A 22,556-nucleotide genomic window follows, 5' to 3' on the forward strand; every position below is an offset into this window, starting at 1 on the left:
GTATTGTTAACTTATTCTTTTAAACCACAATAATGACCTAATAGATCACGCCAACTGACGATCCCAACTAATTCATCATCTTGCAGTACTGGAAAGCAGGTTATACCTTTGGTAAGCATTAACTGTGATGCACTTTGAATATCAAGTGAAGGATTTACTGTAATAGGACCATGTGCCATGACTTGATGAACGCGTTTATTGAGTGTTTCAATATCACGTGTTAGCTCAGCTGCAGTGCCAAGATTTGGGCTGATGGCGTTGATTAAATCTGTTCGAGCCAAAATGCCGGAAATAGTATTATTTTCGTCAACTACGACTAAATGATGAAAAGGCACATTATCAAAGATTTCTTTAGCGGTGCTGATGCGATCATCCATTTCTACGGTGACAACCCTTGGGCTCATTATTTGCTCAATTGTGACCATATTGCTTCTCCTTTTCAATTAATCTAGTTATATCAGACAATTGTAAAGTGAACAAATATCTCAATAGTTATTAAAGCTTATTAGCGATTAAGAGTCATGTCGTCATGCTCGTAGGCTTAAAGTTATTACATGACTTCTTTTCTGTTGAATACATGAAGTCTTAGTCTTGTTTTTGTGCGTCTAAATGAAAATCAATGTAGCGTTGTCTTTTTTTAGGTTTAAGCGCATGTACATCAACGAGTACCAAGCCATCTATACAGTTACCAAAATCGGTATCAATACCGAAATCAAGAAACTTGACACCGTCACCTTGGCACAGTTCACCGTATTGTTTATAAAGAGGTGGCACTGCAGCCCCCATATTGGCTAGAGTGTGTTTTAATACCTTGAAACAACTTGAATAGTCATCATCTGCATATAAACGGTTTAATTGGTGTAAGCGTTCATCAGTGAACTGGTATGGAGTATTTGACTGAGCAAGCTTATCTCGCATGGCAAAATGTTGTTGGTAAAAATGAACCATCATTTCTTTGGCTTGTTCTGGTAATTGATCGCTAATAGACACGGGACCAAATAAGTATCGGAACTGCGGATTTTTAGCCAAATACGCGCCAATACCTAACCAAAGGTAGTCAAGGCTTCGCTTGCCCCAGTATTTAGGTTGCACAAAACTTCTACCAAGTTCCAATCCACTTTCGAAATAGGGCGCGAACTCTTCAGAGTAATTGAACAAGGATTGACTATATAGTTCTGTTTTACCTTGTTGCTCATGAACTTGTTTTGCACTGGCAAATCGGTACGAGCCTACTATCTCTAAAGCATCTTTATCCCATAGGACTAAGTGTTGGTAGTACGGGTCGTATTGATCATTATCTCGGCGATTTCCGCTACCTTCGCCTACTGCGCGAAAGGCAATTTCCCGCAAGCGACCAATTTCTCGCATAATCGGGCTGCAATCGTGATGCTGATATAGAAATATTTGTTTGTTGTCGTTAGTTTCGCCCAGTAATTCACATTGGTGTAATGCATTTTGTAATTCAGTGCGCGACTCAGGGTGAGCAATGGCATTTTGAGTGGCAAATATTGGGCTACGGTCTTTACCGATGCGATATAGGTGATTCTTAAGTAATTGCACTTTGGTTTTGCGGGAAAAGTCATTACTGGTAATGGCTTCTTTAGGGATTAACTTGCCAATTCTTACAGGCATGGTGCGCTTAGCTTGTTTGAACATCTCTTTGACTAATAGCAAACTTGCTAATGGTTTGTATATCATTGAGGCGCCATAAAAAGCGGCTGAATTTTTTGCATCAACATATATAGGCAATAGTGGTGCGTTACAGGTATTGGCCATTTTTAAAAAGCCAGAATGCCACTTTAAATCAGTTACACCTGTTGGTCTTAATCTAGACACTTCACCTGATGGGAAAATAAGCACAGCGCCTTCATTTTTAAGATGACGATGGATATTTTCAAGATGCTGCCTAGGCGTGCCGCCAGACATGTTATTAACAGGCAGCAGTATTGAATGCATTGGCTCTAATGCCATTAATAGCTCATTAGCCACAACTTTTATGTCAGGTCTCACTTGGCTAATCAATTTGATTAATGCGAGTGCGTCGAGTGAGCCAATAGGGTGATTGGCGTAAATCACTACTCGACCTTCGATGGGAATATTTTCTATTTCATTACTTGGCACAGAGTAATTAAAGTCGAAGCAATCCAAGACGTGCTCAACAAAATCAACGCCCTTTAAATATGAAAACTCAGCGGCAATGTCATTACATTGTTTTTCATTTAATAAATAACGCAGCATGGCCTTTGTAGGGGTTGCTAACCAGGGAGTTTTATTTAAATTAGGTAAGTTTTGTTGAACCACATTCTCTACGGTAAAAATCATTGTAATGACCTTTTTGCTCTTATCAAGTTGATGTGCGTAGCGTTCTAAACACGTCCTTCGCTATGCCACTTTTTGTTTATATTCCGGTGTTTGTTGTAGATTTAGCTGAAATTGTTTGAGTACTTTTGTGGTTGATGATTCGTCACTCCATCGTAATAGCTGTAATTCTCCGGTGAGTGTTTCAGCTATCAAGGTACAGTTCTCAACCCAGTCGCCATCGTTGGCATAAATGATGTCATCGTGAATGGAAAGTTCTGGCTGGTGAATATGTCCACAGACAACTACTTGAACGTCTTGTGTTTTGGCATATCGAAGGACTGCATCACGGTACATATCTATGGCATGCTGAGCTTTGTTTACCCGCAATTTCACGTAACTGGCTAATGACCAATATGAAAAACCACATGCATGTCTTATCTGATGCAGCTTACGGTTTAGGAACAGTAAGACATCGTATAAATGATCGCCGAGCTTGGCGTAAGTGCGACTGATACAGACCTCAGAATCAAATTGATCGCCATGGAGCATCAAGACTTTTTCACCATTAATGCATTGGTGGACATATTGATTAGCCATGGTAATTCCCCAAAAATGAAAGTCGGTATATGACTTAAAGGCTTCATCATGGTTACCAGGTATGTACTTAATTTGAGTACCATCTTTTGCGAGTTGCAATAACTTTTGCAGTACCAAATTATGGCTTTCAGGCCAATAAACACGCTTTTTTAATGCCCAGATATCAATAATGTCGCCAACTAAGTAAATCTGGTTAGCCTGTGTTTGTGATAATAGGTTTAATAAAAACTCAGCTTTACAATCTAGGCTCCCAAGGTGGACATCAGAAAGCCAAAGGGCGTTAAAATTTTGTTTGATGTTAATAGGGGGAAGGGCGATTCCATCTGATGTGGTCGTTTGTGAAAATGGATTAAAGCTTGCTTTGCTATCAACATGACTTTGAGACATTTACGCTTCGCTTAACAATGGATTTCAAAGCTAGCTTAGGGGATGTTTTTGAATAATAGATGACGTAAACATGTCAAATTGGTGACAAGGTTAATAAATTGTTGGTTCTATCAAGATTAGCTTTGCGGATCTTTTTAAAGAAAATACCAAACTAGAAAGTGATAAGTAATTAATGATTTAATTGCTTTATACGCCGTAATTATTGATGTTGCTGAAATAAAAAAGGAGTAACTGAATCAGTTACTCCTCTTAATATCTTTACACCGCAACTTAATCAGTAGCAGTGAAATGATTTACTTAGCAGCATTAATGATGGCGCGTGCCATATCATCAGCAACATCACCAGTAGTACGGTTGTCTTTTTCCGCTTCATCAAAGATTTTAGTTAGCGTGTTATAAATCTCTTCAACTTTAGCTGTCGATTTAGCAGCATCATAATCACTTTCAAACGAAACATTGATGATACCACCAGCATTAATCACGTAATCTGGTGCGTATAAAATACCTTTTTCTTTAAGTGTTTCACCGTGACGCACTTCTGCAAGTTGATTATTTGCACATCCAGCAACGATGGTTGCTTTTAACTGAGGAATAGTAGTGTCATTGATTGTTGCACCTAATGCACATGGCGCGTACACATCTACATCTTGGCTATAGATGTCTTGTGGTGCCACGATAGTTGCTCCAAATTCAGTGGCAACTTTATCAAGTGATGCTTGATGAATATCAGTAACGATAAGTTCAGCGCCTTCTTCATGTAAATGCTTACACAGGTAGTAACCAACGTGACCAACACCTTGTACTGAAATCTTGAGGCCTTTAAGGCTGTCAACACCGCGCTGATGCTTAACTGCCGCTTTGATACCTAAATACGTGCCTAATGCAGTGAAAGGAGATGGATCACCACTCTTACCTTCAAGGCCAGCCATATATGGGGTTTCTTCATGAGCAATCATAATATCAGCAGTTGATACGCCTACGTCTTCTGCAGAGAAGTATTTGCCGCCGAGAGTATGAATGCAACGGCCAAATGCACGGAATAATGCTTCTCTATCTGTTATTTTCGGATCGGCAATAATGACTGATTTGCCACCGCCCATCGTTAAACCTGCAAGAGCATTTTTGTATGTCATGCCACGAGAAAGACGCAGTACATCGTTTACTGCTTCATCATCTGAATCGTAGTTCCACATACGACAACCACCTACGGCAGGGCCTAGGTTGGTGTTATGAATTGCAATAATTGCTTTTAAGCCACTTTCTTGATCGTGACAAAAGACGACTTGTTCGTGGTTATCAAACGATACATGATTAAATAAAGCCACTTGTGTTCTCCGCTGTGCGATAAAATAGCCGTTAGAGTGTATGGGATAACGACTGCTTGTTATTATTTATTGCAGAACGATAGCATTTAGCGATACTCTCAACAAAGATAGATTCATATAATTTTGTGATCTACGTGGCAATTTAGCTTGCCACTTTACGTAAACGTAAACTTTTTATGCGTTTCGTTACATTTGTCACCTTTTTTGAGGTGTTGATGTTATTTTTATGATGGCAAATATAACAATAAAATAGGAAGAAACAATGACCGAGTCAGTGGCCGAGCCGAAAACAGAACAGCAAGATCCTGAAGTATTAAGACAGCAGTGGGTTCAAGCGCAATTTCAAAAAGCCAACCGCTTCCTTGCAGAGAAAGGGGTCATCCCATCCAAAGTACTCGCTGATGAAAGCCGTTATTTAGTGCCTTACCTCGCTATTTGGAAAATGGAGTCTAAGCAACCAACTAAGCAAACTTTCTGGGTGATGTCTGGTGACTTACCTTCAGATTATGTAGATGTAAAAGTCGCTGGAACTGCCCGTGAAGCTATCCGTCATTTCTCAATGATGTGGCAACTTAAAGCAGAGAACCTACATAAGTCAGGCGTTACACGCGATGAAACCCAGCTGAAATTTGCTAACTTATTAGTTTCTCGCGCTGAGAGTTTATATAAACTTCAAAATGATGAGAAATTGTGGGAAGAACAAGCTTAAATCTTACCTGATAAGTTTGAGTTAAGTTTTATACTTATCAAACGAATAGCGATATTAAAAAAGGCACCTTAAAGGTGCCTTTTTAGTTTAATGCATTAATTATTAATACTCGCTTTTAACGTCAGCTATAAGCCTTAGTTTTCATTAATGTTTACGCTATAAATCATCTGCCTATTTACTTTCTAAGTGGCGCTGCATTAAGTTGTTATTCACTTCAGCCATTGATAGTTGTTGATCTTCTAACAATACAATTAAGTGATACATTAAATCAGAGGCTTCATTGATTAACTCTTCTTTATCATGAGTCGCTGCTGCTAGTGCAGTTTCTAAACCTTCCTCACCGACTTTTTGCGCAATTCTTTTAGTGCCACGCTCAAATAAAGAGGCGGTATAGCTTGAATCAGCACTCTGTCCTTTACGAGAAATAATTAAGTTGGTTAAGTTATCGATAAAAGGGTGAGCGTTACCGTCAGGCCAGCAACTTTCAGTACCCGTATGGCATGTTGGACCGTTAGGTATAACTTGAATCAGTAAACTGTCATTGTCACAGTCTTTATCAATTGCCACTAAATCTAATGTGTTGCCAGAGGTTTCCCCTTTAGTCCATAAGCGCTGTTTTGAACGACTGAAAAAGGTCACCTTGCCAGTTTCTAAGGTATACTCTAATGCGGTTTTATCCATATAACCTAGCATTAATACTTTACCAGTAAGGTGATTTTGAACAACGGCTGGGATCATATTGTCTTGCTTGTCCCAAGCAAGTGTAGATATATCAAAATTTACTGTTGAAGATTGGGTCATCATTTTTACTCTTCTTTTCTTGTTCATATCAGTTATCGATTATGCAAACTATCTATTAAAGGCGTATTGCAATGTTTTCATTGGCTAAATATTGCTTTAGCTCATTGATATCGATAATGCCTTTATGGAACACACTCGCGGCTAGTGCTGCATCTACTTTAGCTTGTTCAAAAACATCTTTAAAATGAGTCATTGTACCTGCACCGCCTGAAGCGATTAACGGTACATCACATATCGCTCTGACAATACTGAGTTGTTTTATATCATAACCGCCACGTACGCCATCTTGGTTCATGACATTAAGTACGATTTCACCGCAACCACGTTTTTGCACCTCTTCTACCCAATCCTGTGTAAACCATTGAGTATCTTTGGTGGCAGCTTCATCACCAGTAAATTGCTTTACTTTATAACTGTCAGACTTAGCGTCGTAAAATGAGTCAATTCCAATGACGATACATTGGCGACCAAATTCATCTTGTAAACGTGATATTAAACTTGGATCGGTTAATGCTGGTGAGTTAATTGAAATTTTGTCTGCGCCAAAAGCCAACATTTGTCTAGCTTGTTCAATGGTTTTAATGCCGCCAGCTACACAAAAAGGAATATCGATTTGTGCTGCAACACGGCTAACCCAAGACTTATCAATGACTCTGTCATGGGCGCTTGCGGTAATATCGTAAAAAACCAGTTCATCAGCGCCTTCGAGTGCGTATCTTGCTGCTAATGGCTCAATGTCACCGATGACTTCATGGTTTCTAAATTGAACCCCTTTAACCACTTGTCCATCACGAACATCAAGGCAAGGAACTAAGCGTTTGGCCAACATGTAATAGCCTCCTCAACAGTGAAGTTCTCGATTAAAAGCGCTTTACCTATGATGATACCGTCAGCTTTGCTGTCTCTTACTGCAACGACATCATCAAGAGTGGCAATACCACCAGAGGCTTGCCAATTAATATCTGGATAAGTTGTAGCAAGCTCTTGATACAAATTAGTGTTAGCGCCTTTTAAGGTGCCATCACGGCTGATGTCGGTCACTAGAGCGTGCTTAAGACCTACAGTACTAAATTCACTTACGAGAGATTCAAGTGACTTGCCACCACCAGTTTGCCAGCCCGATACCGCAACAATTTTTTCGCCTTGCTCATTAATGTTTACGTCTAACGCTAAGCAAATGGCGTCACTGCCATATTTTACAAACCAGTTTTTAACTAACTCAGGCTCTTTTACCGCTAATGAACCGATAACAACGCGTTTAACTCCGATGTCGAGTAACTCTTTTACTTGTTGTTCGCTACGAATACCGCCGCCTACTTGAATATCTGTTTTTAAGCCTGCGACTAACTCTGAAATCAGTTTGATTTGACGTTTTTCAGGATCTTTAGCGCCGGTTAAATCAACAATGTGCAGTAAATTGGCACCTTGTGCCTCATAGGATTGAAGCTGAGATAGTGGACTTAAATCAAAGGTCGTTTTTTGTTTGTAATCGCCCTGATAAAGTCGGACAACTTGACCATCGATTAAATCAATTGCTGGAATAATCATGCTTGGTTCCCCATATTTAGGAAATTCTGTAATATTTTTGAGCCAATAGCAGCGCTTTTTTCTGGGTGGAATTGCACGCCGAAAAAGTTGTCTTTACCAATTGCGGCGCTAAATTGTTCGCCGTATTGCGATGTGGCAATAGTGTATTCGCTGATTGGTGCTTTAAAGCTATGGACGAAATACACATAGCTACCATCTTCAATATCAGCAAAAAGAGGGTGGTCAGATACCGTAATTTGATTCCAACCCATGTGCGGTAAAGGTAAACCTTGACTGTTTAAATCGTTTATTTGAGTTGGGATTAGCCCTAAGCATTCGATGTCATTGTCGCTACGACCACCATGTTCGTTAGATTCATCAGTCATCAACTGCATACCTAAACACACGCCCAAGACTGGTTGAGTCAGGCTTTTGATGATGGTAACTAAGTCTCGGCTAACTAATGCATCCATCGCTGCACCTGCAGTACCCACACCAGGTAATACTACTCTGGCAGCTGACTTAATAACGTCATGATCCGCCGATACAATGACATCTGCTTGTAAACGCTCAAATGCGAATCTTACAGAGCTTAAGTTAGCGCAGCCCGTATCCAGTATCACTGTGGTATTTTGGCTAGTTTTTGTTGTGGTATTTGTCATTGCTACAACCTTTAAAGAACGCCTTTACTTGATGGCAAAATATCGCCTTCGACTTTCACTGCTTGACGAAGCGTTCGGCCTAGCACTTTAAATAGAGCTTCAACTTTGTGGTGATCATTATCGCCATCAGCACTGATGTGTAATGTGCAGCGAAGTCCGTCAGCAAATGAGCGGAAAAAGTGCGGTACCATTTCAGTGGCCATTTCACCCACCATTTCACGATCAAATTGAGCATTAAATTTAATCAAAGGTCGACCTGAGATATCCATTAAACATTCACCATTAGCTTCATCCATGGGCAGACTAAAGCCAAAACGAGCGATGCCTCGTTTATCTCCAAGGGCTTGACGTAGGGCATCACCAATGGCGAGAGCAGTATCTTCAACACTGTGGTGGTCGTCAATTTCTAGATCGCCATCAACAGATACATCCATTTTGAAATTACCGTGAGTTTGAATTTGATCTAGCATGTGATCGAAAAAACCAATGCCAGTATCAATTTTACCTTTGCTGGTGTCGTCTAAATCGATATTTACTTTGATGTCTGTTTCTTTGGTGGTGCGAACCACTTCACTACTGCGACCTTTATTAAGCAAGGCATCGGTAATCGCTAACCAATCGAGGCTTTCACGTGCATATTGGAAACTGACAATACCCATTGCATTGGCAAGGTCTACATCAGTGTGACGATCGCCAATAACCGCTGAGGTGGTGAAATCAACTTTACCTTGAGTTAAGTAATCTTTGACTAGGCCAAGCTTTGGTTTACGGCAGCTACAATTTTCATGATCAAAATGCGGACAAATCACCACGTCATCAAACTTAACCCCTTGGCTTTCGAAAATCTGCATCATCATATTATGAGGTGCATCGAAGTCTGCCTGCGGAAACGAGTCAGTGCCTAACCCATCTTGATTAGATACCATCACCAGTCGATAGCCTGCATTTTGTAACTTCAATAAAGAAGGAATGACTTGTGGCTCAAATACCAGTTTATCTAGACGATCTAATTGTTTATCGATGGCAGGTTCTTCTACTAAGGTGCCGTCTCTATCGATAAATAAAATTTTCTGCTTCATGGGACTTCCTTTAATATTTCATTATTCTGTTTCGTTACCGGACGCTGACTTACTAGCTCTGCTTCAAAGCTGATAACTTAATTAACTATTTTTGACTAAAAATGGCAATGAGTCGGTCAGTATCAGACGGCTCACTAAAGCTGAATCGAATGCGGTTTTGTAAACGGGCATCTTTATAGGCTCTTGCCACAATGCCAGCTTGTTGAAGTGCATGGCTAACTTCTGCTGTATTTTCAAATTCTGCTAAAACAAAGTTCCCATTAGCGGGTAATACTTTAGCGCCATATGCAGTTAATGCTTGGCTTAGGCGTTTGCCTTGTTCTGCAAGTCGTTTTACTTGCTGCTCCATTAGAGCAATACCCTTGGAAGATAGCGCCTTTTCTGCTACTTGAGATACCGGTAGCGGGACAGGGTAAGGGGCTATAACTCGCATGATTAAATTAATGATGTCGGTATTTGCCATTAAAAACCCACAACGTGCACCTGCTAAAGCAAAAGCTTTAGATAAGGTTCTAAGTACGACTAAATTGGGATAAATTTCTACTAAATCTGCAACTGTGTAGTCTGCTGAAAACTCAATATAAGCTTCATCTACCACGACAATCTTATTTGGCATCGCGTTAATGGCTTGTTCAATCGATTGTTTATTGATGATGGTGCCGGTGGGATTATTGGGGTTACAAATGAACACGATTTTGGCATCAGCAGTTTGCTTAGCAAAACCAGTTGGTAATTGATACTCATCGTTAAGTGATAGGTTTATTACATCAATATTAAACGTTTGTGCGCTAATGGCGTACATGCCGTAAGTTGGCCCAAAACAAGCAATGCTGTCTTTACCCGGAGTACAAAAAGCGCGTATCAATAATTCAATACCTTCATCAGCGCCGCGAGTCGATACGATGGATTGAGCTGCCACACCAGAATAATCACTATAAGCATTAATCAAACTTTCAGGTTGACACTCTGGGTAACGGTTTAGTTTGTCTAAATCACTATTATTGAATGGTGATTCATTAGCATTGATCCACACATCGCCGCGACCGCCAATACGTCTAGCACTTTCATAGGGCGTTAATGCCAATAACTCAGGTCTCGCTAACTGTTCAGCTAGGCTTGAATTGCTATTAGGTGCTATTGAGTCAGTACTTTTTGTGTTTACATTGGCCATTATCAATTCTTCTGTTATTTGCTTTCTGCTATGTGTTTTCAAGTATCAAGTATGTTAGTTAGCGTTACTGCTCATTTGTAAAAAATCTTGCACTATAAAGTACTCAAACGAATCGCAACGGCATTTTTATGAGCATCTAATAATTCGTTTTCAGCTAATACCATTACTGTTTCCCCCAAGCTCTGCAGACCTTGCGGTGTTAGCTCTTGCACAGTGAACCTGCGGCAAAAATCTGCTAATGAAAGACTCGATACGCTGCGGCTATAACCATATGTTGGTAATACATGGTTGGTTCCGCTGGCGTAATCACCCACTGATTCAGGTGTGTAAGCGCCTAAAAATACACTGCCAGCAGCGCGAATATTGGCAAGTATCGCTCTTGGATTTTCAGTTTGAATAATTAAATGCTCTGGTCCGTATAAGTTAGAAACAACCGCTGCTTCTGCCATGTTTTTAACGATAATCGAGCGACTACAACTTAACGCTTGCGCAGCAATATCTTGTCGCGACAATTGCGCCAGCTGTTTTTCAAGCTCACAATTTACAGCATCTGCAATAGCTATTGATTCTGTTACTAACATGACTTGTGAGTCTGGGCCGTGCTCTGCTTGAGACAATAAATCAGCTGCAATAAAAGCTGGGTTTGCTTGCCCATCAGCAATCACGAGTACTTCAGAAGGACCAGCTGGCATATCAATCGCAACGCTACAACGACCATCTTGTGACACTAATCGTTTCGCTTCAGTAACAAAACGATTGCCAGGGCCAAAAATTTTATCGACAGCAGGAACTGATTCGCTGCCAAAGGCGAGGGCTGCAATAGCTTGCGCGCCGCCAACTTGGTAAATCTCGGTGATGCCACAAACCTTGGCTGCATAAACAATAGCGTCATTGATTGGCGGAGGACTGACTAATACGCGCTGCTCACAACCTGCAATTTTTGCAGGTAAAGCTAACATCATCACTGTTGAAATCAGCGGAGCGCTGCCACCAGGAATATACAAACCCACTTTTTCAATCGCTTCAGAGCGTAATTCGCAGCGAATACCAGGCTGAGTTTCTACATCTATAGGATTGAATTTCTGTGCTTGGTGAAAAGTATCAATATTGCTAACTGCATTTGCGACAGCTTGCTTAACTTCAGATGATACTCTTTTACAAGCTTGCTCAATTTCATCTGATGCTAACGCGATTGATGAAATCTCCACACCGTCGAAACGTTGGCTATATTGCTTAAGTGCGCTATCACCATCTGCTACAACAGTATTAATGATGTCACGAACGGACTGCTCAACACTGTTATCACCAATCAAGGGCGAGCGTGATAATGCTTGCTGCTGAGACTCAGTGCTTAACTGTGCCCAATTCAGGATTTGCATTGATTGTTTAGTTTGCATTCGTGGCTCCGCTACTACTATTTTGGCTCTGACTATTTGAAACGTTACAGTGCGAGTTAAATTAACCTGCCATTTTCTCTATTGGCATAACAAGAATAGAACTTGCACCTAATGCGGTTAATTCTTCCATGGTGTCCCAGAATAAATCTTCAGTGCTCACGGCGTGGATAGCGACGCGATTGGTATCATCATTAAGTGGTAATACTGTTGGGTTTTCTGCACCAGGAAGTAAAGCAACAATTTGGTCTAATGTTTCTCGAGGGGCGTGTAAAAGGATGTACTTGCTTTCACGAGCCCGGACAACGCCATTCATACGAGATAAAATTTTGTCAATTAATGCTTGTTTGCCTGGCTCTTGCTCTTCAGCTGATTGAATAATACAAGCCATAGATTGATAGATAATGTCAGTTTCATACAAGCCGTTAGCTTCAAGGGTTGCACCGGTAGACACTAAATCGCATATACCATCAGATAGACCTGCACGAGGAGCTACTTCAACCGAGCCTTTTAACATACAGTCACTGTAGTTAATGCCTTTTTCTTGCATGTAACGACGAAGCAGGTTTGGATAAGAAGTTGCAATACGTAAACCTTCAAGTGAGCTAGCATTTTCATAGCTAAATTCGTTAGGAACAGCAAGTGATAGCCGACATGCGCCAAAGTCTAATTCGCGAAGTTTTACACAGTCAGCTGGCTTGCCTAACGTTTGACGTTCTATTTGTTCTTCTTCTAGAACATTCTCACCAATAATCCCTAAGTCGACGACTCCATCCATCACTAAACCTGGAATATCATCATCACGAACACGAAGTAAATCGATTGGCATATTATCAGCGTGAACAATTAATCTTTGCTCATTAACGTTGAATTTTACGCCACAACTTTTGAGTAGTTTTTGTGACTCTTTTGAAAGTCGACCTGATTTTTGTATCGCTATACGCAGTCTGTTATTTTCACTCATAATGTAACCCCTAATAAATTTAATATAAAAACAATAATTTAAAGCCTAAAAACTAAAAAACCCCTGAAATTTCTTTCAGGGGTTTGTGTATATTTTTACAACCGCCTGAAGGAAATAGTCCTCCGGCAGTGAGCATCCGAAGGCTACCGCAAATGGTGATGATGATGGTTTGTATTGATTCGGATGAACATAATAAATTCTCTTTTAAATTAGCTTGTGTAATTTCATTACAGACAATCTAACCCCTTTTAAATTTGTTTGCAATACAGAATAAAGACTAATTGTGATTTTTTTTAAAATAAAAAACATAACTTATATCAGTATGATTTATAGAGTTATTTTTACACTGCTTGTGTATACAAGTTAGTTAAAAGTAGTCGTTAAATTAGCTATCAATACAAGCTAATCTCATTAGTGAAATAAAGTATTGGAAATTTTCTTTCATTGTTAAGCGCACTAATTAATTAGATAATACGATCATTATGATTAAGTACATCGGTTTCTCCCAAATAGTGATGCAAATGAGTCAATTTATAAGAGTTAATTGTGAGCAGTAGGTTACAAAAAGAAGTTGAATTGGCTTTTTCTTCTGTGGGCGCTTTAGCTAAAAGTGTTCATCAATATCGCCCGAGACAAAGTCAGTTTGATATGGCAATGGCTGTGAGTAGTGCAATTGTTGATAAACATAATTTGATTTTAGAAGCGGGTACTGGCGTAGGTAAAACTTATGCTTATTTGATTCCTGCATTGTTAAGCGGTAAACAAGTCATCATTAGTACTGGTAGTAAAAACTTACAAGAGCAATTATTTTTTAAAGACTTACCTCTGCTACTGAAGATGTTTTCTGTTGCGCCCCAAATTGCATTATTAAAAGGCCGTAGTAATTATTTATGTCAGCTAAGGCTTGAAAAAAACCTACAGCAAATCAGCCAAATGTCGCCTCAAGTAGTTGATGAACTGATCAAAATAAATCAATGGGCGAGTATGACCAAAGACGGTGATACCGGTAATTTAACCTCTGTTGCTGAAAATTCTGCCACTATCGCGACTGTCACCAGTACTAAAGAGAGCTGTACGGGTAAAAGATGTAGTTATTACGATGCATGTTTTAGCCGTAAAGCAAAAATTAAGGCGCAAGATGCCAAAGTGGTAGTAGTGAATCATCATTTATTTTTTGCTGACAGGTTACTTAAAGACACAGGCTTTGCTGAGCTATTACCAGAAGCTGATGTTGTCGTTTTTGATGAAGCCCATTTAGTCCCTGATGTGTGTATTAACTATTTTGGGCAGCAAATTTCGACTCGAGATATTGACCGTTTACTTAATCAAGTTATCGAAATTTACCGCACTGAACTGCGTGACAGTATTCAATTAGAACAACTTAGCCAACGCATTTTAGTGAAACTATCCCATTGGCAAAATGAGTTACTGGAAGCTGAAGTAACAGATTGGCGTCAGGTAATATCCAACAAATCACTGGCGACGCACTCATGGGATTTATTAAAAGAACTTACCTTGATATTAACGGTGACTACAGAACATGTTGGTCGAAGTGAGTTGCTAGATGATGTGGTGACACAGTTATCAGCTGTGATTGGTAATTTACAAAGCTATTTTGAATGTAACGATCAAAACGCTGCTTATAGTGTCGAGCCAAGTGGACGCTTTACCATGTTACGAATTGCGCCTATTAATATTGCTAAACAATGTCAGCAATTATTTGATAAACAAACTCAATGGATTTTCACTTCGGCTACTTTGCAAGTTAATCGTCAGCTAAAACATTTTGCAGATGAACTAGGGCTTGGCAAAGTTAAACAAATTATCCTCGACAGTCCGTTTGATTATCCCAATCAAGCCTTATTTTGTGTGCCAAGACATTTGGCAAAGTCTGGGCAGTCGGCCGCGAATGTAAATCAATTAGTCGATGTGTGCACTCAAGCGATAAACGCCGCTCAAGGTCGTACCTTTATTCTGTTCACTAGCCACCATATGTTGCAGCAGGTAGCTATAGCGCTACAACGAAAGGTTAATTATCCTTTGTTAGTACAAGGACAAGCGAGTAAGCAAAGCTTGTTAAATAAATTCCGGCAGCTTGGTAACGGGGTATTGTTAGGAACAAGCAGCTTTTGGGAAGGGATTGATGTAAGAGGGCGGCTATTGAGCTGCGTAATAATCGATAAGCTCCCATTTGTGTCACCAGATGACACCCTATATCGAGCCAGAGCAGCTAACGCAGAGAGAAGTAATAAAGACCCATTTAATACTATTTCCTTGCCACAAGCTGTCATTAGTTTAAAACAAGGTGTCGGCCGGCTTATTAGAGATGAAAAGGATCGCGGAGTATTAATATTGTGCGATAACCGCATTGTTAATCGACCCTATGGTGAGGCATTTATTAACTCATTGCCGCCAATGAGCCGTACTCGTGATTTAGATGCCGCGTTAAGCTTTTTAAAAAGTATCCCATAAGTTATTATATTGACCATTATTTAAAGATTTACTCTAGGGTTAACACGTCTTACATGACTCAAATTGATTCAAATTTAACGATACTTGCATTAGATACATGTACAGAATCTTGTTCTGCTGCGTTATTACATCAGCAAGGTTTACATACCCGTTCAGCTAATGCTCCAAGAGAACATAGCCAACGCTTATTACCTATGGTTGATGAAGTACTAAAAGAAGCTGAGATTAAAATTGCGAATGTAAACTTGATTGCATATGGCCGTGGACCAGGTAGTTTTACTGGGATCCGTATATGTACCAGCATGACGCAAGGGCTAGCATTGGGTCATGATATTCCTGTTATTGGGATTTCAACTTTGGCAGCAATGGCGCAAATGGCGATTGATTCAGCCCAAGCTAAACAAGTTTTTGTTGCGATTGATGCAAGAATGAATGAAATCTACTGGGCGCAATTTGTTGATATCGATGGCATTGCGACCTTAGTTGGCGACGAGCATGTAACTAACCCAGATAAAGTACTCATTAGTTTGGATACCAAACAAGAGATCATCTTATGTGGTACTGGTTTTGATGCTTACCCAGATTTATTAACTGATATTGACTCAACCAAGATGTCTGATATTAAATTACCCGATGCTGCAGCAATGATAAAACTTGCTCAGGTCGGTTTCGCACAAGGTTTATCAACGCCAGTTGATGATTTAGCGCCTGTATATTTACGTGATACGGTGACTTGGAAAAAACTTCCAGGAAGAGAATAAATCCGTTAACCTCAAATTCGTTAACGTTTTAGTTTATTCAAAATGGTTTATTCAATTTAGTTTCAGAAAATAATAGGAGGACAATTTTAATGCAATCTACAATGTATTCGGCCATTCAGCCATTGTCTTCTTATAATCCTTTCTCGCTCAATAAGAGTGCTGCAACACAGGCTATTAAACAAAACAGCTCAGCAACTAAAGTTGATGGTTTGAATGACATTTCCGCCATCAATAAACAAGCGAAAGTAAATGAAACTGTTAATAGTCAGCTAGAAGGCCAGCATGAAAGCCATGCTGACTTGAATTCTATTTTCGATCAGCAAGTATTGTATTTTGATGAGTCAGCGATTAAGTCTGCTGTTGATGCCAAAGTACAATATGACAATCAAACATCGACTAATGCTCAACAGCATCACTCCCAAGGTAGTGCAGGAGCGATAAAAGAATACTTGCTTAACCAGCATGCTGTTCAGCGAGAACAAATTCAACAAATGGTGGGTATTGATTTATATGCATGATCCTAAGCCGAAAAGCTTATCTGCTATTCCTTCTAAAGGAATATTCTTCCTAGAACTCCTTGTCGCATTCCTTATTACCAAACTCCCTTTTATCAGTATTCCGTTTAAATGGTTTGAAAGTTATTTCCATGAGATCTCTCACGGGCTTGCTGCAATTGTTTCTGGCGGAATGGTTAACCAAATTCAATTGTTTCCAAATGGCGCTGGTTTGTGTTTTACCCAAGGTGGCTTTGCACCGTTAATTACATTTAGTGGTTATTTTGGCGCAGCTCTTTGGGGTTATCTTATTTTTTTGTTAGCGACTTGGCGTGCGGGGATTCGATTAACCCTAGGTTTATTAGGTTTGACCGTTGTCGCTTCAATTTTATTTTGGGCTCGAGATTTATTAACCATTGCTATTCTTATTAGCCTTGCTTTATTTTTACTACTGCCACTTAAATTTGACCATTCAAGTTGGTTGAATAGTTTACTTCGTATGCTCGGTCTTATGATTATCCTTAATGCCATGACGAGCCCAACAGTGTTATTTGGCTTATCAACTCAAGGCGATGCGGCTAAACTTTCACAGTTAACATGGCTGCCGTCTTGGATATGGGTCATCATGTGGGTAGCGTTTAGTTGCTTTATGTTATGGATGTGCTGGCGAAGAGTTGACGACAACAAGCCACAAACAGTTTAGAGTGATCAACTTAGCAATCTTTGCCGTATCAGTTGCTGTTTTTAAAAGACAATTTCTTCAGGGAGAAGACAATGAAACGTACGTTACTGTTAACCACCGCGCTTGGTTTAAGCACGTTAGGTTTAGCTACCGTTAGTCATAGTGTAATTGCACATGACCATGCAAGCAGCGAAAAAGCTCAAGCTGTTAAAATTAATCCTCAATTAGCAGCTGCGGTTGCGAGTGATTTTCGCAGCGAAAAAAATACTGCCCGTGATAACTACCGTAATCCAGCTGAGACACTTGCATTTCTTGGTATTCAAGCAGATGACACTGTGATCGAACTATGGCCTGGCGGCGGTTGGTATACTGAAATTTTAGCCCCTTATTTAGCTGAAAAAGGCCGATACATAGGCGGGATTTTCGAAACAAATCCAAAAGAAGATACCAAACGTACTCAGTATTACGCTAAAGCAGGTAAAAAGTTTGAAGCTTGGTTAAGCGACAATAAAGAAGCCGTTGGTAATGCATCGACTGTGACTTTTCAGCCTCCTGCATCAGTTGATTTAGGTATTGATAACAGTGCAGATTATGTACTGACGTTTCGTAACCTTCATAACTGGGCTGGACAAAAACAGTTAGAAAATGCCTTTACTTCGTCTTATAAAGTATTAAAAGATGGCGGTGTTTTTGGTGTTGTAGAACATCGCGCTAATCCTGGTATGTCTTTTGACAGTGGCTATATGGATCAAGCTGAAATGATCGCGTTAGCTGAAAAAGTAGGTTTTACATTCGTAGCATCTTCAGAAGTTAATGCTAACCCTAAAGACACCAAAGATTACGCCAAAGGCGTGTGGACGTTACCTCCACGCTTAGCACTTGAAGATGAAGATAAGCAAAAGTATCTTGATATAGGTGAAAGCGATCGCATGACACTTAAGTTTGTAAAAAAAGCGAAGTAAGCTTTTTAATAGCCTTTAAAAGTCACCTTTTTGAATACTTAAAAGTATTCTGCAAGATAAGAAGTCATCAATGAATGAGCCAATTGTAAAATCGCCGCAATATGAGGATGTCGATTTTCAATTGGCTCATATTCGTTTAGCGGCAAAGCGATACGGACAAAAAGATAAACCCATCTTATTAGCGCTTCATGGCTGGTTAGATAATGCAGACAGCTTCGTGCCTTTAGTTGCAGCATTTGAACAACAATCGCTATTTGAAGACTTCCAACTCATTGCGATTGATTGGCCAGGCCATGGCTTATCACAACATCGACCAGGGCATTATCCATTGCATTGGATTGATTACCTCTATGATCTCGATGAGTTAATGACCAAGTTAACTCAAACACAGCCCGTAAGCATTATTGGTCACTCCTTGGGAGGAATCGTTGCAGCTGCTTATAACGCAGCTTTTCCTGATAAAGTCACCCAATTAATATTAATTGAAGCACTATCGCCTATATTTGAATCAGCTAAACATTCTAAAGATCGTTTAAATAGAAGCTTTAAGCAGCATCACCGCTTTAATCAATCCAGGATGAATGTTGAAAACGAAAGTCAATTGGCACCTAATGAGCATATTCGTGGCTTAACCATCGAGCGTGCGGTAAACGCACGGCATCAGTTAACGGGAATGGACAAACAATGGTGTGAGTTAATTATTAAGCGCAATCTTGAAATTAAAAATCAGCAATATTGTTGGAAAAGTGATCCACGTTTAAAACTGGATTCGCCTTATAGATTAACCTTTGAACAGGTTGATGTTTTAATGAGCGTCAGTGACACACCTTGTTTATTAATATTAGCCGAACAGGGCTTTAAACAGTTAAAATTAGCTTTGCCCCAAGCAAAGTTGTGGTTTAACCATTTAATGTATGTGCAAATTGAAGGAGATCATCATTTGCACATGGGCAGTGCGGAGCAAGTTGCTAACAAGATTAGAACATTTATTCTAAATTAAGTATCTTGAGGTGCAAAATCACTAGGATTTTATTTTCATTTATGTGATTATGGTCTGAATTTAAACGGTCGTATGATTTTTAGTATGGCTGAAAATAATAATTATCAATAACGTTTTTACTGTAACTAGTAACAATAATAAGAATTTACGCTAGTGTTGATGCAGTGATCTTTGACACCTTACTTATTGAACTAATTGGTTCATAAAAAGTGTCAGGATAAATAGGAGAAAATTGTGGACCAGCCTTGGATAAATAACTTACCAGAACACGTACCGGCAGAAATTGATACTCAGCAATTTGCTTCCTTAGTCGATATGTTTGAATCTGCAGTATCAAAATACGCTGATCAACCTGCATTTATTAATATGGGGGCGACGCTTACTTACCGTAAGTTAGAAGAAAGAAGTCGTGCATTTGCAGCCTATTTACAAAATGAATTAAAGCTTGAAAAAGGTGACCGTGTTGCCTTGATGATGCCAAACTTACTGCAATATCCTATTGCATTATTTGGTGTCTTAAGAGCGGGTATGGTAGTGGTAAACGTAAACCCACTTTATACCCCTAGAGAACTAAAGCACCAACTAGTGGATTCAGGTGCTAAAGCCATTGTAGTCGTTTCAAATTTTGCACGAACTTTAGAAGAAGTTGTTGCTGAAACGCCTGTTGAGTCCGTGATTATTACTGGTCTTGGAGACCAACTAAGCGCGCCTAAACGTACTTTGGTTAACTTTGTCGTTAAATACATTAAGAAGATGGTACCTAAGTACAACTTACCCCATGCGCTTTCTTTCAGACAATCGCTAACTAAGGGCCGTCGCCAGCAATATATCAAACCTGAAATTACCTCAGAAGATTTATCATTCCTACAATACACTGGCGGCACTACAGGTGTATCAAAGGGGGCAATGCTAACCCATGGAAACGTAGTGAGTAATGTTCTACAAGCAAACGGTGCTTATTCACCGGCGCTTAAAGACGGAACTGAGTTCGTTGTCACTGCATTACCGCTTTATCATATTTTTGCCCTTACAGTAAATTGCTTACTGTTCCTTCATAAAGGCAGCAAAAACCTATTAATTACTAACCCGCGCGATTTGCCAGCTTTTGTAGGCGAGCTTAAAAAATATCCTTTTACTGCGTTAACAGGCGTTAATACACTATTTAATGCCCTAGTTAATGATGAAGATTTTAAAAGCCTTGATTTTAGTCGATTGAAATTATCTATCGGCGGCGGCATGGCTGTGCAAAAAGCGGTTGCTGATAAATGGCAGAATATTACTGAGACTCGTTTATTAGAAGGTTATGGCTTAACAGAGGCATCACCTCTGGTAACTTGTTGTCCGTATAACCTAGAAGGTTACAATGGATCAATTGGTTTCCCTGCGCCTTCAACTGACATTCAAATTCGAGATGATGAAGGTAAGGTGTTAGCACAAGGCGAAACTGGAGAACTTTTTGCTAAAGGCCCACAAGTAATGAAAGGCTATTGGCAACGCCCAGAAGAAACAGCCAAAGTGATTGATAAAAACGGTTGGTTAGCCACAGGTGATATTGGTTACATGGATGAAAAGGGTTTTTTCTTTATCGTTGACCGTAAAAAAGACATGATTCTGGTTTCTGGTTTTAACGTTTTCCCTAATGAAGTTGAAGATGTAGTTGCTCTGCATCCGAAAGTGATTGAGGTTGCTGCAGTCGGTGTACCGAATGATGCCAGCGGGGAATTGGTTAAAATATTTGTCGTGGCTAAAGATAGCAGTTTAACTGAAGGCGATATTATTAAGCATTGTCGTCATCATTTAACAGGATATAAGGTACCAAAGCTGGTAGAATTCAGAGATGAGTTACCAAAATCCAATGTAGGTAAGATTTTACGACGAGAACTTCGAGACGAAGTTAAATCAGCGTAAAGTAGAGCCGGCAATAGCCGGCTTTTTATTGCATGTCATTTAGGCTTACATTGGCGATAAGTTTATACTGGAGAGAATTTTGTTATCGTTTGAATACATTAGCGACCAAGCAAGCCTTGAGCAATTAGTCGCTCAATATCAGCAGAGTGATTTACTGGTATTAGACACAGAGTTTGTCAGAACACGAACCTACTATGCCAAGTTAGGTCTCATTCAAGCATATGATGGTAAAACGTTGGCTTTAATTGATCCAGTAGCGTTACCTGATTTGAGCTGTTTTTGGCAGTTATTATCAGATACTAAAATTACTAAACTAGTACACTCATGCAGTGAAGATTTAGAAGTGTTTGCTCGATATGGTAATTGCCAACCAGTACCGCTGTTTGATAGTCAAATTGCTGCCAGCTTATGTGGTTTAGGCCACGGTGTCGGCTATGCTAAGTTGGTCCAGATGTTTTTAGAGATAGAGATTGATAAAGGCGAATCTCGCACCGACTGGATGAAAAGACCGCTAACGGATGCGCAACTTCAATATGCAGCTAATGATGTTTATTATCTCTACAAACTTTATCCGCAACTGTTAGCCAAAGTTAATGAAGCCAACCGAATGGAATGGCTACTTGAAGAAGGTGAGCGCATGACGGAAGGGCGCCTTACACCGCCTAACGAAGAGCTTGCCTATTTAAAGGTGAAGAACGCGTTTCAACTTTTTCCGAAGCAACTTGCCTATTTAAAAGTCCTGGCGACATGGCGTTTGCAAAAAGCCTTGAAAAAAGATTCTGCGCTTGGTTTTATCATTAAAGATCATGCGATGATTGCATTAGCTAAAAAACAACCTAAAACGGTAACCGAGTTAAATCAGTTGAATGATTTAACTGATCATGAGAAACGTTTTCATGGCAAAGACTTGGTTAAGGTTCTACAAACTGCAGATCTAGAAAATTTACCCGAAGCTGTTGATGTTATTGCACTTAAAAATGGTTATAAAACCTCATTTAAAGAAGTAAAGGCGATATTAGCTGCGATTGCAGAAGAAAAAGATGTAGCAATTGAGTTTATTGGGTCAAAACGTTTGATACATGAATTTTTGCTTTGGCTACACCATAAAAAGCAAACTCCAACGCCTTTATTGCTTTCAGGTTGGCGTGGTGCGCTTGTAACTAATGCACTGGATTCCATTAAATTTGGCTAATTATGTTTGCTGTAAAGTTGGCTAAAGCGCTCAAAGTTTTGATAGATTTTTAGTCAAATAACAAAAAGCCCAGATGACACAATGTCATCTGGGCTTTTTAATATAAAACTAATATCTAAAACCAAAGAGAAGTTTAGTAACACTTAGTCCGCTAACTGGAGCATTATA

21 protein-coding genes are annotated in these 22,556 nt (G+C 39.7%); 9 read left to right on the forward strand and 12 right to left on the reverse strand.

The genetic code is table 11. The features are described 5' to 3' along the window. Positions 1–11: 11 nt before the first annotated feature. The 4 genes from K5Q58_RS18810 to K5Q58_RS18825 form a co-directional block, all read right to left on the reverse strand. Positions 12–425: a CBS domain-containing protein gene (locus K5Q58_RS18810; RefSeq protein WP_220755393.1), complete on the reverse strand. Its 414-nt coding sequence runs from the start codon at positions 423–425 to the stop codon at positions 12–14. A gap of 160 nt (positions 426–585) precedes the next feature. Then, complete coding sequence (locus K5Q58_RS18815) at positions 586–2,322, reverse strand: lysophospholipid acyltransferase family protein (protein WP_220755394.1); 1,737 nt, start codon at positions 2,320–2,322, stop codon at positions 586–588. A 60-nt stretch (positions 2,323–2,382) separates the two neighbouring features. After that, a complete protein-coding gene (locus K5Q58_RS18820) occupies positions 2,383–3,285 on the reverse strand; it encodes a UDP-2,3-diacylglucosamine diphosphatase (protein ID WP_220755395.1) in 903 nt (300 codons plus the stop codon). A gap of 293 nt (positions 3,286–3,578) precedes the next feature. Then, positions 3,579–4,610, reverse strand: a complete 1,032-nt coding sequence (locus K5Q58_RS18825) for a Glu/Leu/Phe/Val dehydrogenase dimerization domain-containing protein (RefSeq protein WP_220755396.1) — start codon at positions 4,608–4,610, stop codon at positions 3,579–3,581. Positions 4,611–4,872: 262 nt separating this feature from the next. Between K5Q58_RS18825 and K5Q58_RS18830 the strand changes: the two genes are divergently transcribed. Then, the gene (locus K5Q58_RS18830) at positions 4,873–5,319 is read left to right on the forward strand and encodes a DUF4826 family protein (protein ID WP_220755397.1); all 447 of its coding nucleotides are present in this window, start codon (positions 4,873–4,875) and stop codon (positions 5,317–5,319) included. Positions 5,320–5,490: 171 nt separating this feature from the next. Here the strand turns inward: K5Q58_RS18830 and hisIE are convergent, their stop codons facing one another. From hisIE to hisG, 8 genes are all read right to left on the reverse strand, one after another. Next, on the reverse strand, positions 5,491–6,123 hold the full coding sequence (hisIE, locus tag K5Q58_RS18835; RefSeq protein WP_220755398.1) for a bifunctional phosphoribosyl-AMP cyclohydrolase/phosphoribosyl-ATP diphosphatase HisIE: 633 nt from the start codon (positions 6,121–6,123) through the stop codon (positions 5,491–5,493). 52 nt (positions 6,124–6,175) lie between these two features. Beyond that, entirely contained in the window at positions 6,176–6,949 is a 774-nt protein-coding gene (hisF, locus tag K5Q58_RS18840; protein WP_220755399.1) for an imidazole glycerol phosphate synthase subunit HisF, read from the reverse strand. Beyond that, positions 6,931–7,668 carry a 1-(5-phosphoribosyl)-5-[(5-phosphoribosylamino)methylideneamino]imidazole-4-carboxamide isomerase gene (hisA, locus tag K5Q58_RS18845; RefSeq protein WP_220755400.1) on the reverse strand — a complete coding sequence of 246 codons (738 nt, stop codon included), beginning with the start codon at positions 7,666–7,668 and terminating at the stop codon, positions 6,931–6,933. Before hisA ends, hisF begins: the two co-directional genes overlap by 19 nt. After that, positions 7,665–8,309 carry an imidazole glycerol phosphate synthase subunit HisH gene (gene hisH / locus K5Q58_RS18850; RefSeq protein ID WP_220755401.1) on the reverse strand — a complete coding sequence of 215 codons (645 nt, stop codon included), beginning with the start codon at positions 8,307–8,309 and terminating at the stop codon, positions 7,665–7,667. The genes hisA and hisH overlap by 4 nt, the downstream gene beginning before the upstream one ends. Positions 8,310–8,320: 11 nt before the next feature. After that, positions 8,321–9,388 carry a bifunctional histidinol-phosphatase/imidazoleglycerol-phosphate dehydratase HisB gene (gene hisB / locus K5Q58_RS18855; protein ID WP_220755402.1) on the reverse strand — a complete coding sequence of 356 codons (1,068 nt, stop codon included), beginning with the start codon at positions 9,386–9,388 and terminating at the stop codon, positions 8,321–8,323. 85 nt (positions 9,389–9,473) lie between these two features. After that, positions 9,474–10,559, reverse strand: coding sequence for a histidinol-phosphate transaminase (gene hisC, locus K5Q58_RS18860; RefSeq protein ID WP_220755403.1), 1,086 nt, complete (start codon positions 10,557–10,559; stop codon positions 9,474–9,476). A gap of 92 nt (positions 10,560–10,651) precedes the next feature. Continuing rightward, complete coding sequence (hisD, locus tag K5Q58_RS18865) at positions 10,652–11,938, reverse strand: histidinol dehydrogenase (protein ID WP_220755413.1); 1,287 nt, start codon at positions 11,936–11,938, stop codon at positions 10,652–10,654. Positions 11,939–12,017: 79 nt separating this feature from the next. Next, a complete protein-coding gene (hisG, locus tag K5Q58_RS18870; protein WP_220755404.1) occupies positions 12,018–12,917 on the reverse strand; it encodes an ATP phosphoribosyltransferase in 900 nt (299 codons plus the stop codon). A 546-nt stretch (positions 12,918–13,463) separates the two neighbouring features. On the opposite strand from hisG, the gene K5Q58_RS18875 reads away from it, so the two are divergent. The 8 genes from K5Q58_RS18875 to rnd all read left to right on the forward strand — a co-directional run bounded on the left by K5Q58_RS18875 (position 13,464) and on the right by rnd (position 22,388). Further along, the gene (locus K5Q58_RS18875; protein WP_220755405.1) at positions 13,464–15,389 is read left to right on the forward strand and encodes an ATP-dependent DNA helicase; all 1,926 of its coding nucleotides are present in this window, start codon (positions 13,464–13,466) and stop codon (positions 15,387–15,389) included. Positions 15,390–15,442: 53 nt separating this feature from the next. Then, positions 15,443–16,150 carry a tRNA (adenosine(37)-N6)-threonylcarbamoyltransferase complex dimerization subunit type 1 TsaB gene (gene tsaB / locus K5Q58_RS18880; protein WP_220755406.1) on the forward strand — a complete coding sequence of 236 codons (708 nt, stop codon included), beginning with the start codon at positions 15,443–15,445 and terminating at the stop codon, positions 16,148–16,150. Positions 16,151–16,239: 89 nt separating this feature from the next. Next, positions 16,240–16,668: a hypothetical protein gene (locus K5Q58_RS18885; protein ID WP_220755407.1), complete on the forward strand. Its 429-nt coding sequence runs from the start codon at positions 16,240–16,242 to the stop codon at positions 16,666–16,668. Beyond that, complete coding sequence (locus K5Q58_RS18890) at positions 16,661–17,347, forward strand: M50 family metallopeptidase (RefSeq protein WP_220755408.1); 687 nt, start codon at positions 16,661–16,663, stop codon at positions 17,345–17,347. The genes K5Q58_RS18885 and K5Q58_RS18890 overlap by 8 nt, the downstream gene beginning before the upstream one ends. A 71-nt stretch (positions 17,348–17,418) precedes the next feature. Continuing rightward, positions 17,419–18,288 (forward strand): class I SAM-dependent methyltransferase, encoded by an 870-nt coding sequence (locus K5Q58_RS18895; protein ID WP_220755409.1) that lies wholly within the window; start codon positions 17,419–17,421, stop codon positions 18,286–18,288. Positions 18,289–18,358: 70 nt separating this feature from the next. Next, positions 18,359–19,288 carry an alpha/beta fold hydrolase gene (locus K5Q58_RS18900; protein ID WP_220755410.1) on the forward strand — a complete coding sequence of 310 codons (930 nt, stop codon included), beginning with the start codon at positions 18,359–18,361 and terminating at the stop codon, positions 19,286–19,288. A 234-nt stretch (positions 19,289–19,522) separates the two neighbouring features. Continuing rightward, positions 19,523–21,196, forward strand: coding sequence for a long-chain-fatty-acid--CoA ligase FadD (gene fadD, locus K5Q58_RS18905; RefSeq protein WP_220755411.1), 1,674 nt, complete (start codon positions 19,523–19,525; stop codon positions 21,194–21,196). Positions 21,197–21,275: 79 nt separating this feature from the next. Then, the gene (gene rnd, locus K5Q58_RS18910) at positions 21,276–22,388 is read left to right on the forward strand and encodes a ribonuclease D (protein ID WP_220755412.1); all 1,113 of its coding nucleotides are present in this window, start codon (positions 21,276–21,278) and stop codon (positions 22,386–22,388) included. Positions 22,389–22,556: the final 168 nt, after the last annotated feature.

This window comes from Shewanella sp. KT0246, from assembly GCF_019654955.1.
Taxonomy (GTDB): domain Bacteria; phylum Pseudomonadota; class Gammaproteobacteria; order Enterobacterales; family Shewanellaceae; genus Shewanella; species Shewanella goraebulensis.

What these genes read in the sequence shown, in the direction of transcription:
- K5Q58_RS18810 (WP_220755393.1), bottom strand. Translation starts at nt 425, where the DNA reads ATGGTCACAATTGAGCAAATAATGAGCCCAAGGGTTGTCACCGTAGAA.
- K5Q58_RS18815 (WP_220755394.1), bottom strand. Translation starts at nt 2,322, where the DNA reads ATGATTTTTACCGTAGAGAATGTGGTTCAACAAAACTTACCTAATTTA.
- K5Q58_RS18820 (WP_220755395.1), bottom strand. Translation starts at nt 3,285, where the DNA reads ATGTCTCAAAGTCATGTTGATAGCAAAGCAAGCTTTAATCCATTTTCA.
- K5Q58_RS18830 (WP_220755397.1), top strand. Translation starts at nt 4,873, where the DNA reads ATGACCGAGTCAGTGGCCGAGCCGAAAACAGAACAGCAAGATCCTGAA.
- hisIE (WP_220755398.1), bottom strand. Translation starts at nt 6,123, where the DNA reads ATGATGACCCAATCTTCAACAGTAAATTTTGATATATCTACACTTGCT.
- hisF (WP_220755399.1), bottom strand. Translation starts at nt 6,949, where the DNA reads ATGTTGGCCAAACGCTTAGTTCCTTGCCTTGATGTTCGTGATGGACAA.
- hisA (WP_220755400.1), bottom strand. Translation starts at nt 7,668, where the DNA reads ATGATTATTCCAGCAATTGATTTAATCGATGGTCAAGTTGTCCGACTT.
- hisH (WP_220755401.1), bottom strand. Translation starts at nt 8,309, where the DNA reads ATGACAAATACCACAACAAAAACTAGCCAAAATACCACAGTGATACTG.
- hisB (WP_220755402.1), bottom strand. Translation starts at nt 9,388, where the DNA reads ATGAAGCAGAAAATTTTATTTATCGATAGAGACGGCACCTTAGTAGAA.
- hisC (WP_220755403.1), bottom strand. Translation starts at nt 10,559, where the DNA reads ATGGCCAATGTAAACACAAAAAGTACTGACTCAATAGCACCTAATAGC.
- hisD (WP_220755413.1), bottom strand. Translation starts at nt 11,938, where the DNA reads ATGCAAATCCTGAATTGGGCACAGTTAAGCACTGAGTCTCAGCAGCAA.
- hisG (WP_220755404.1), bottom strand. Translation starts at nt 12,917, where the DNA reads ATGAGTGAAAATAACAGACTGCGTATAGCGATACAAAAATCAGGTCGA.
- tsaB (WP_220755406.1), top strand. Translation starts at nt 15,443, where the DNA reads ATGACTCAAATTGATTCAAATTTAACGATACTTGCATTAGATACATGT.
- K5Q58_RS18885 (WP_220755407.1), top strand. Translation starts at nt 16,240, where the DNA reads ATGCAATCTACAATGTATTCGGCCATTCAGCCATTGTCTTCTTATAAT.
- K5Q58_RS18890 (WP_220755408.1), top strand. Translation starts at nt 16,661, where the DNA reads ATGCATGATCCTAAGCCGAAAAGCTTATCTGCTATTCCTTCTAAAGGA.
- K5Q58_RS18895 (WP_220755409.1), top strand. Translation starts at nt 17,419, where the DNA reads ATGAAACGTACGTTACTGTTAACCACCGCGCTTGGTTTAAGCACGTTA.
- K5Q58_RS18900 (WP_220755410.1), top strand. Translation starts at nt 18,359, where the DNA reads ATGAATGAGCCAATTGTAAAATCGCCGCAATATGAGGATGTCGATTTT.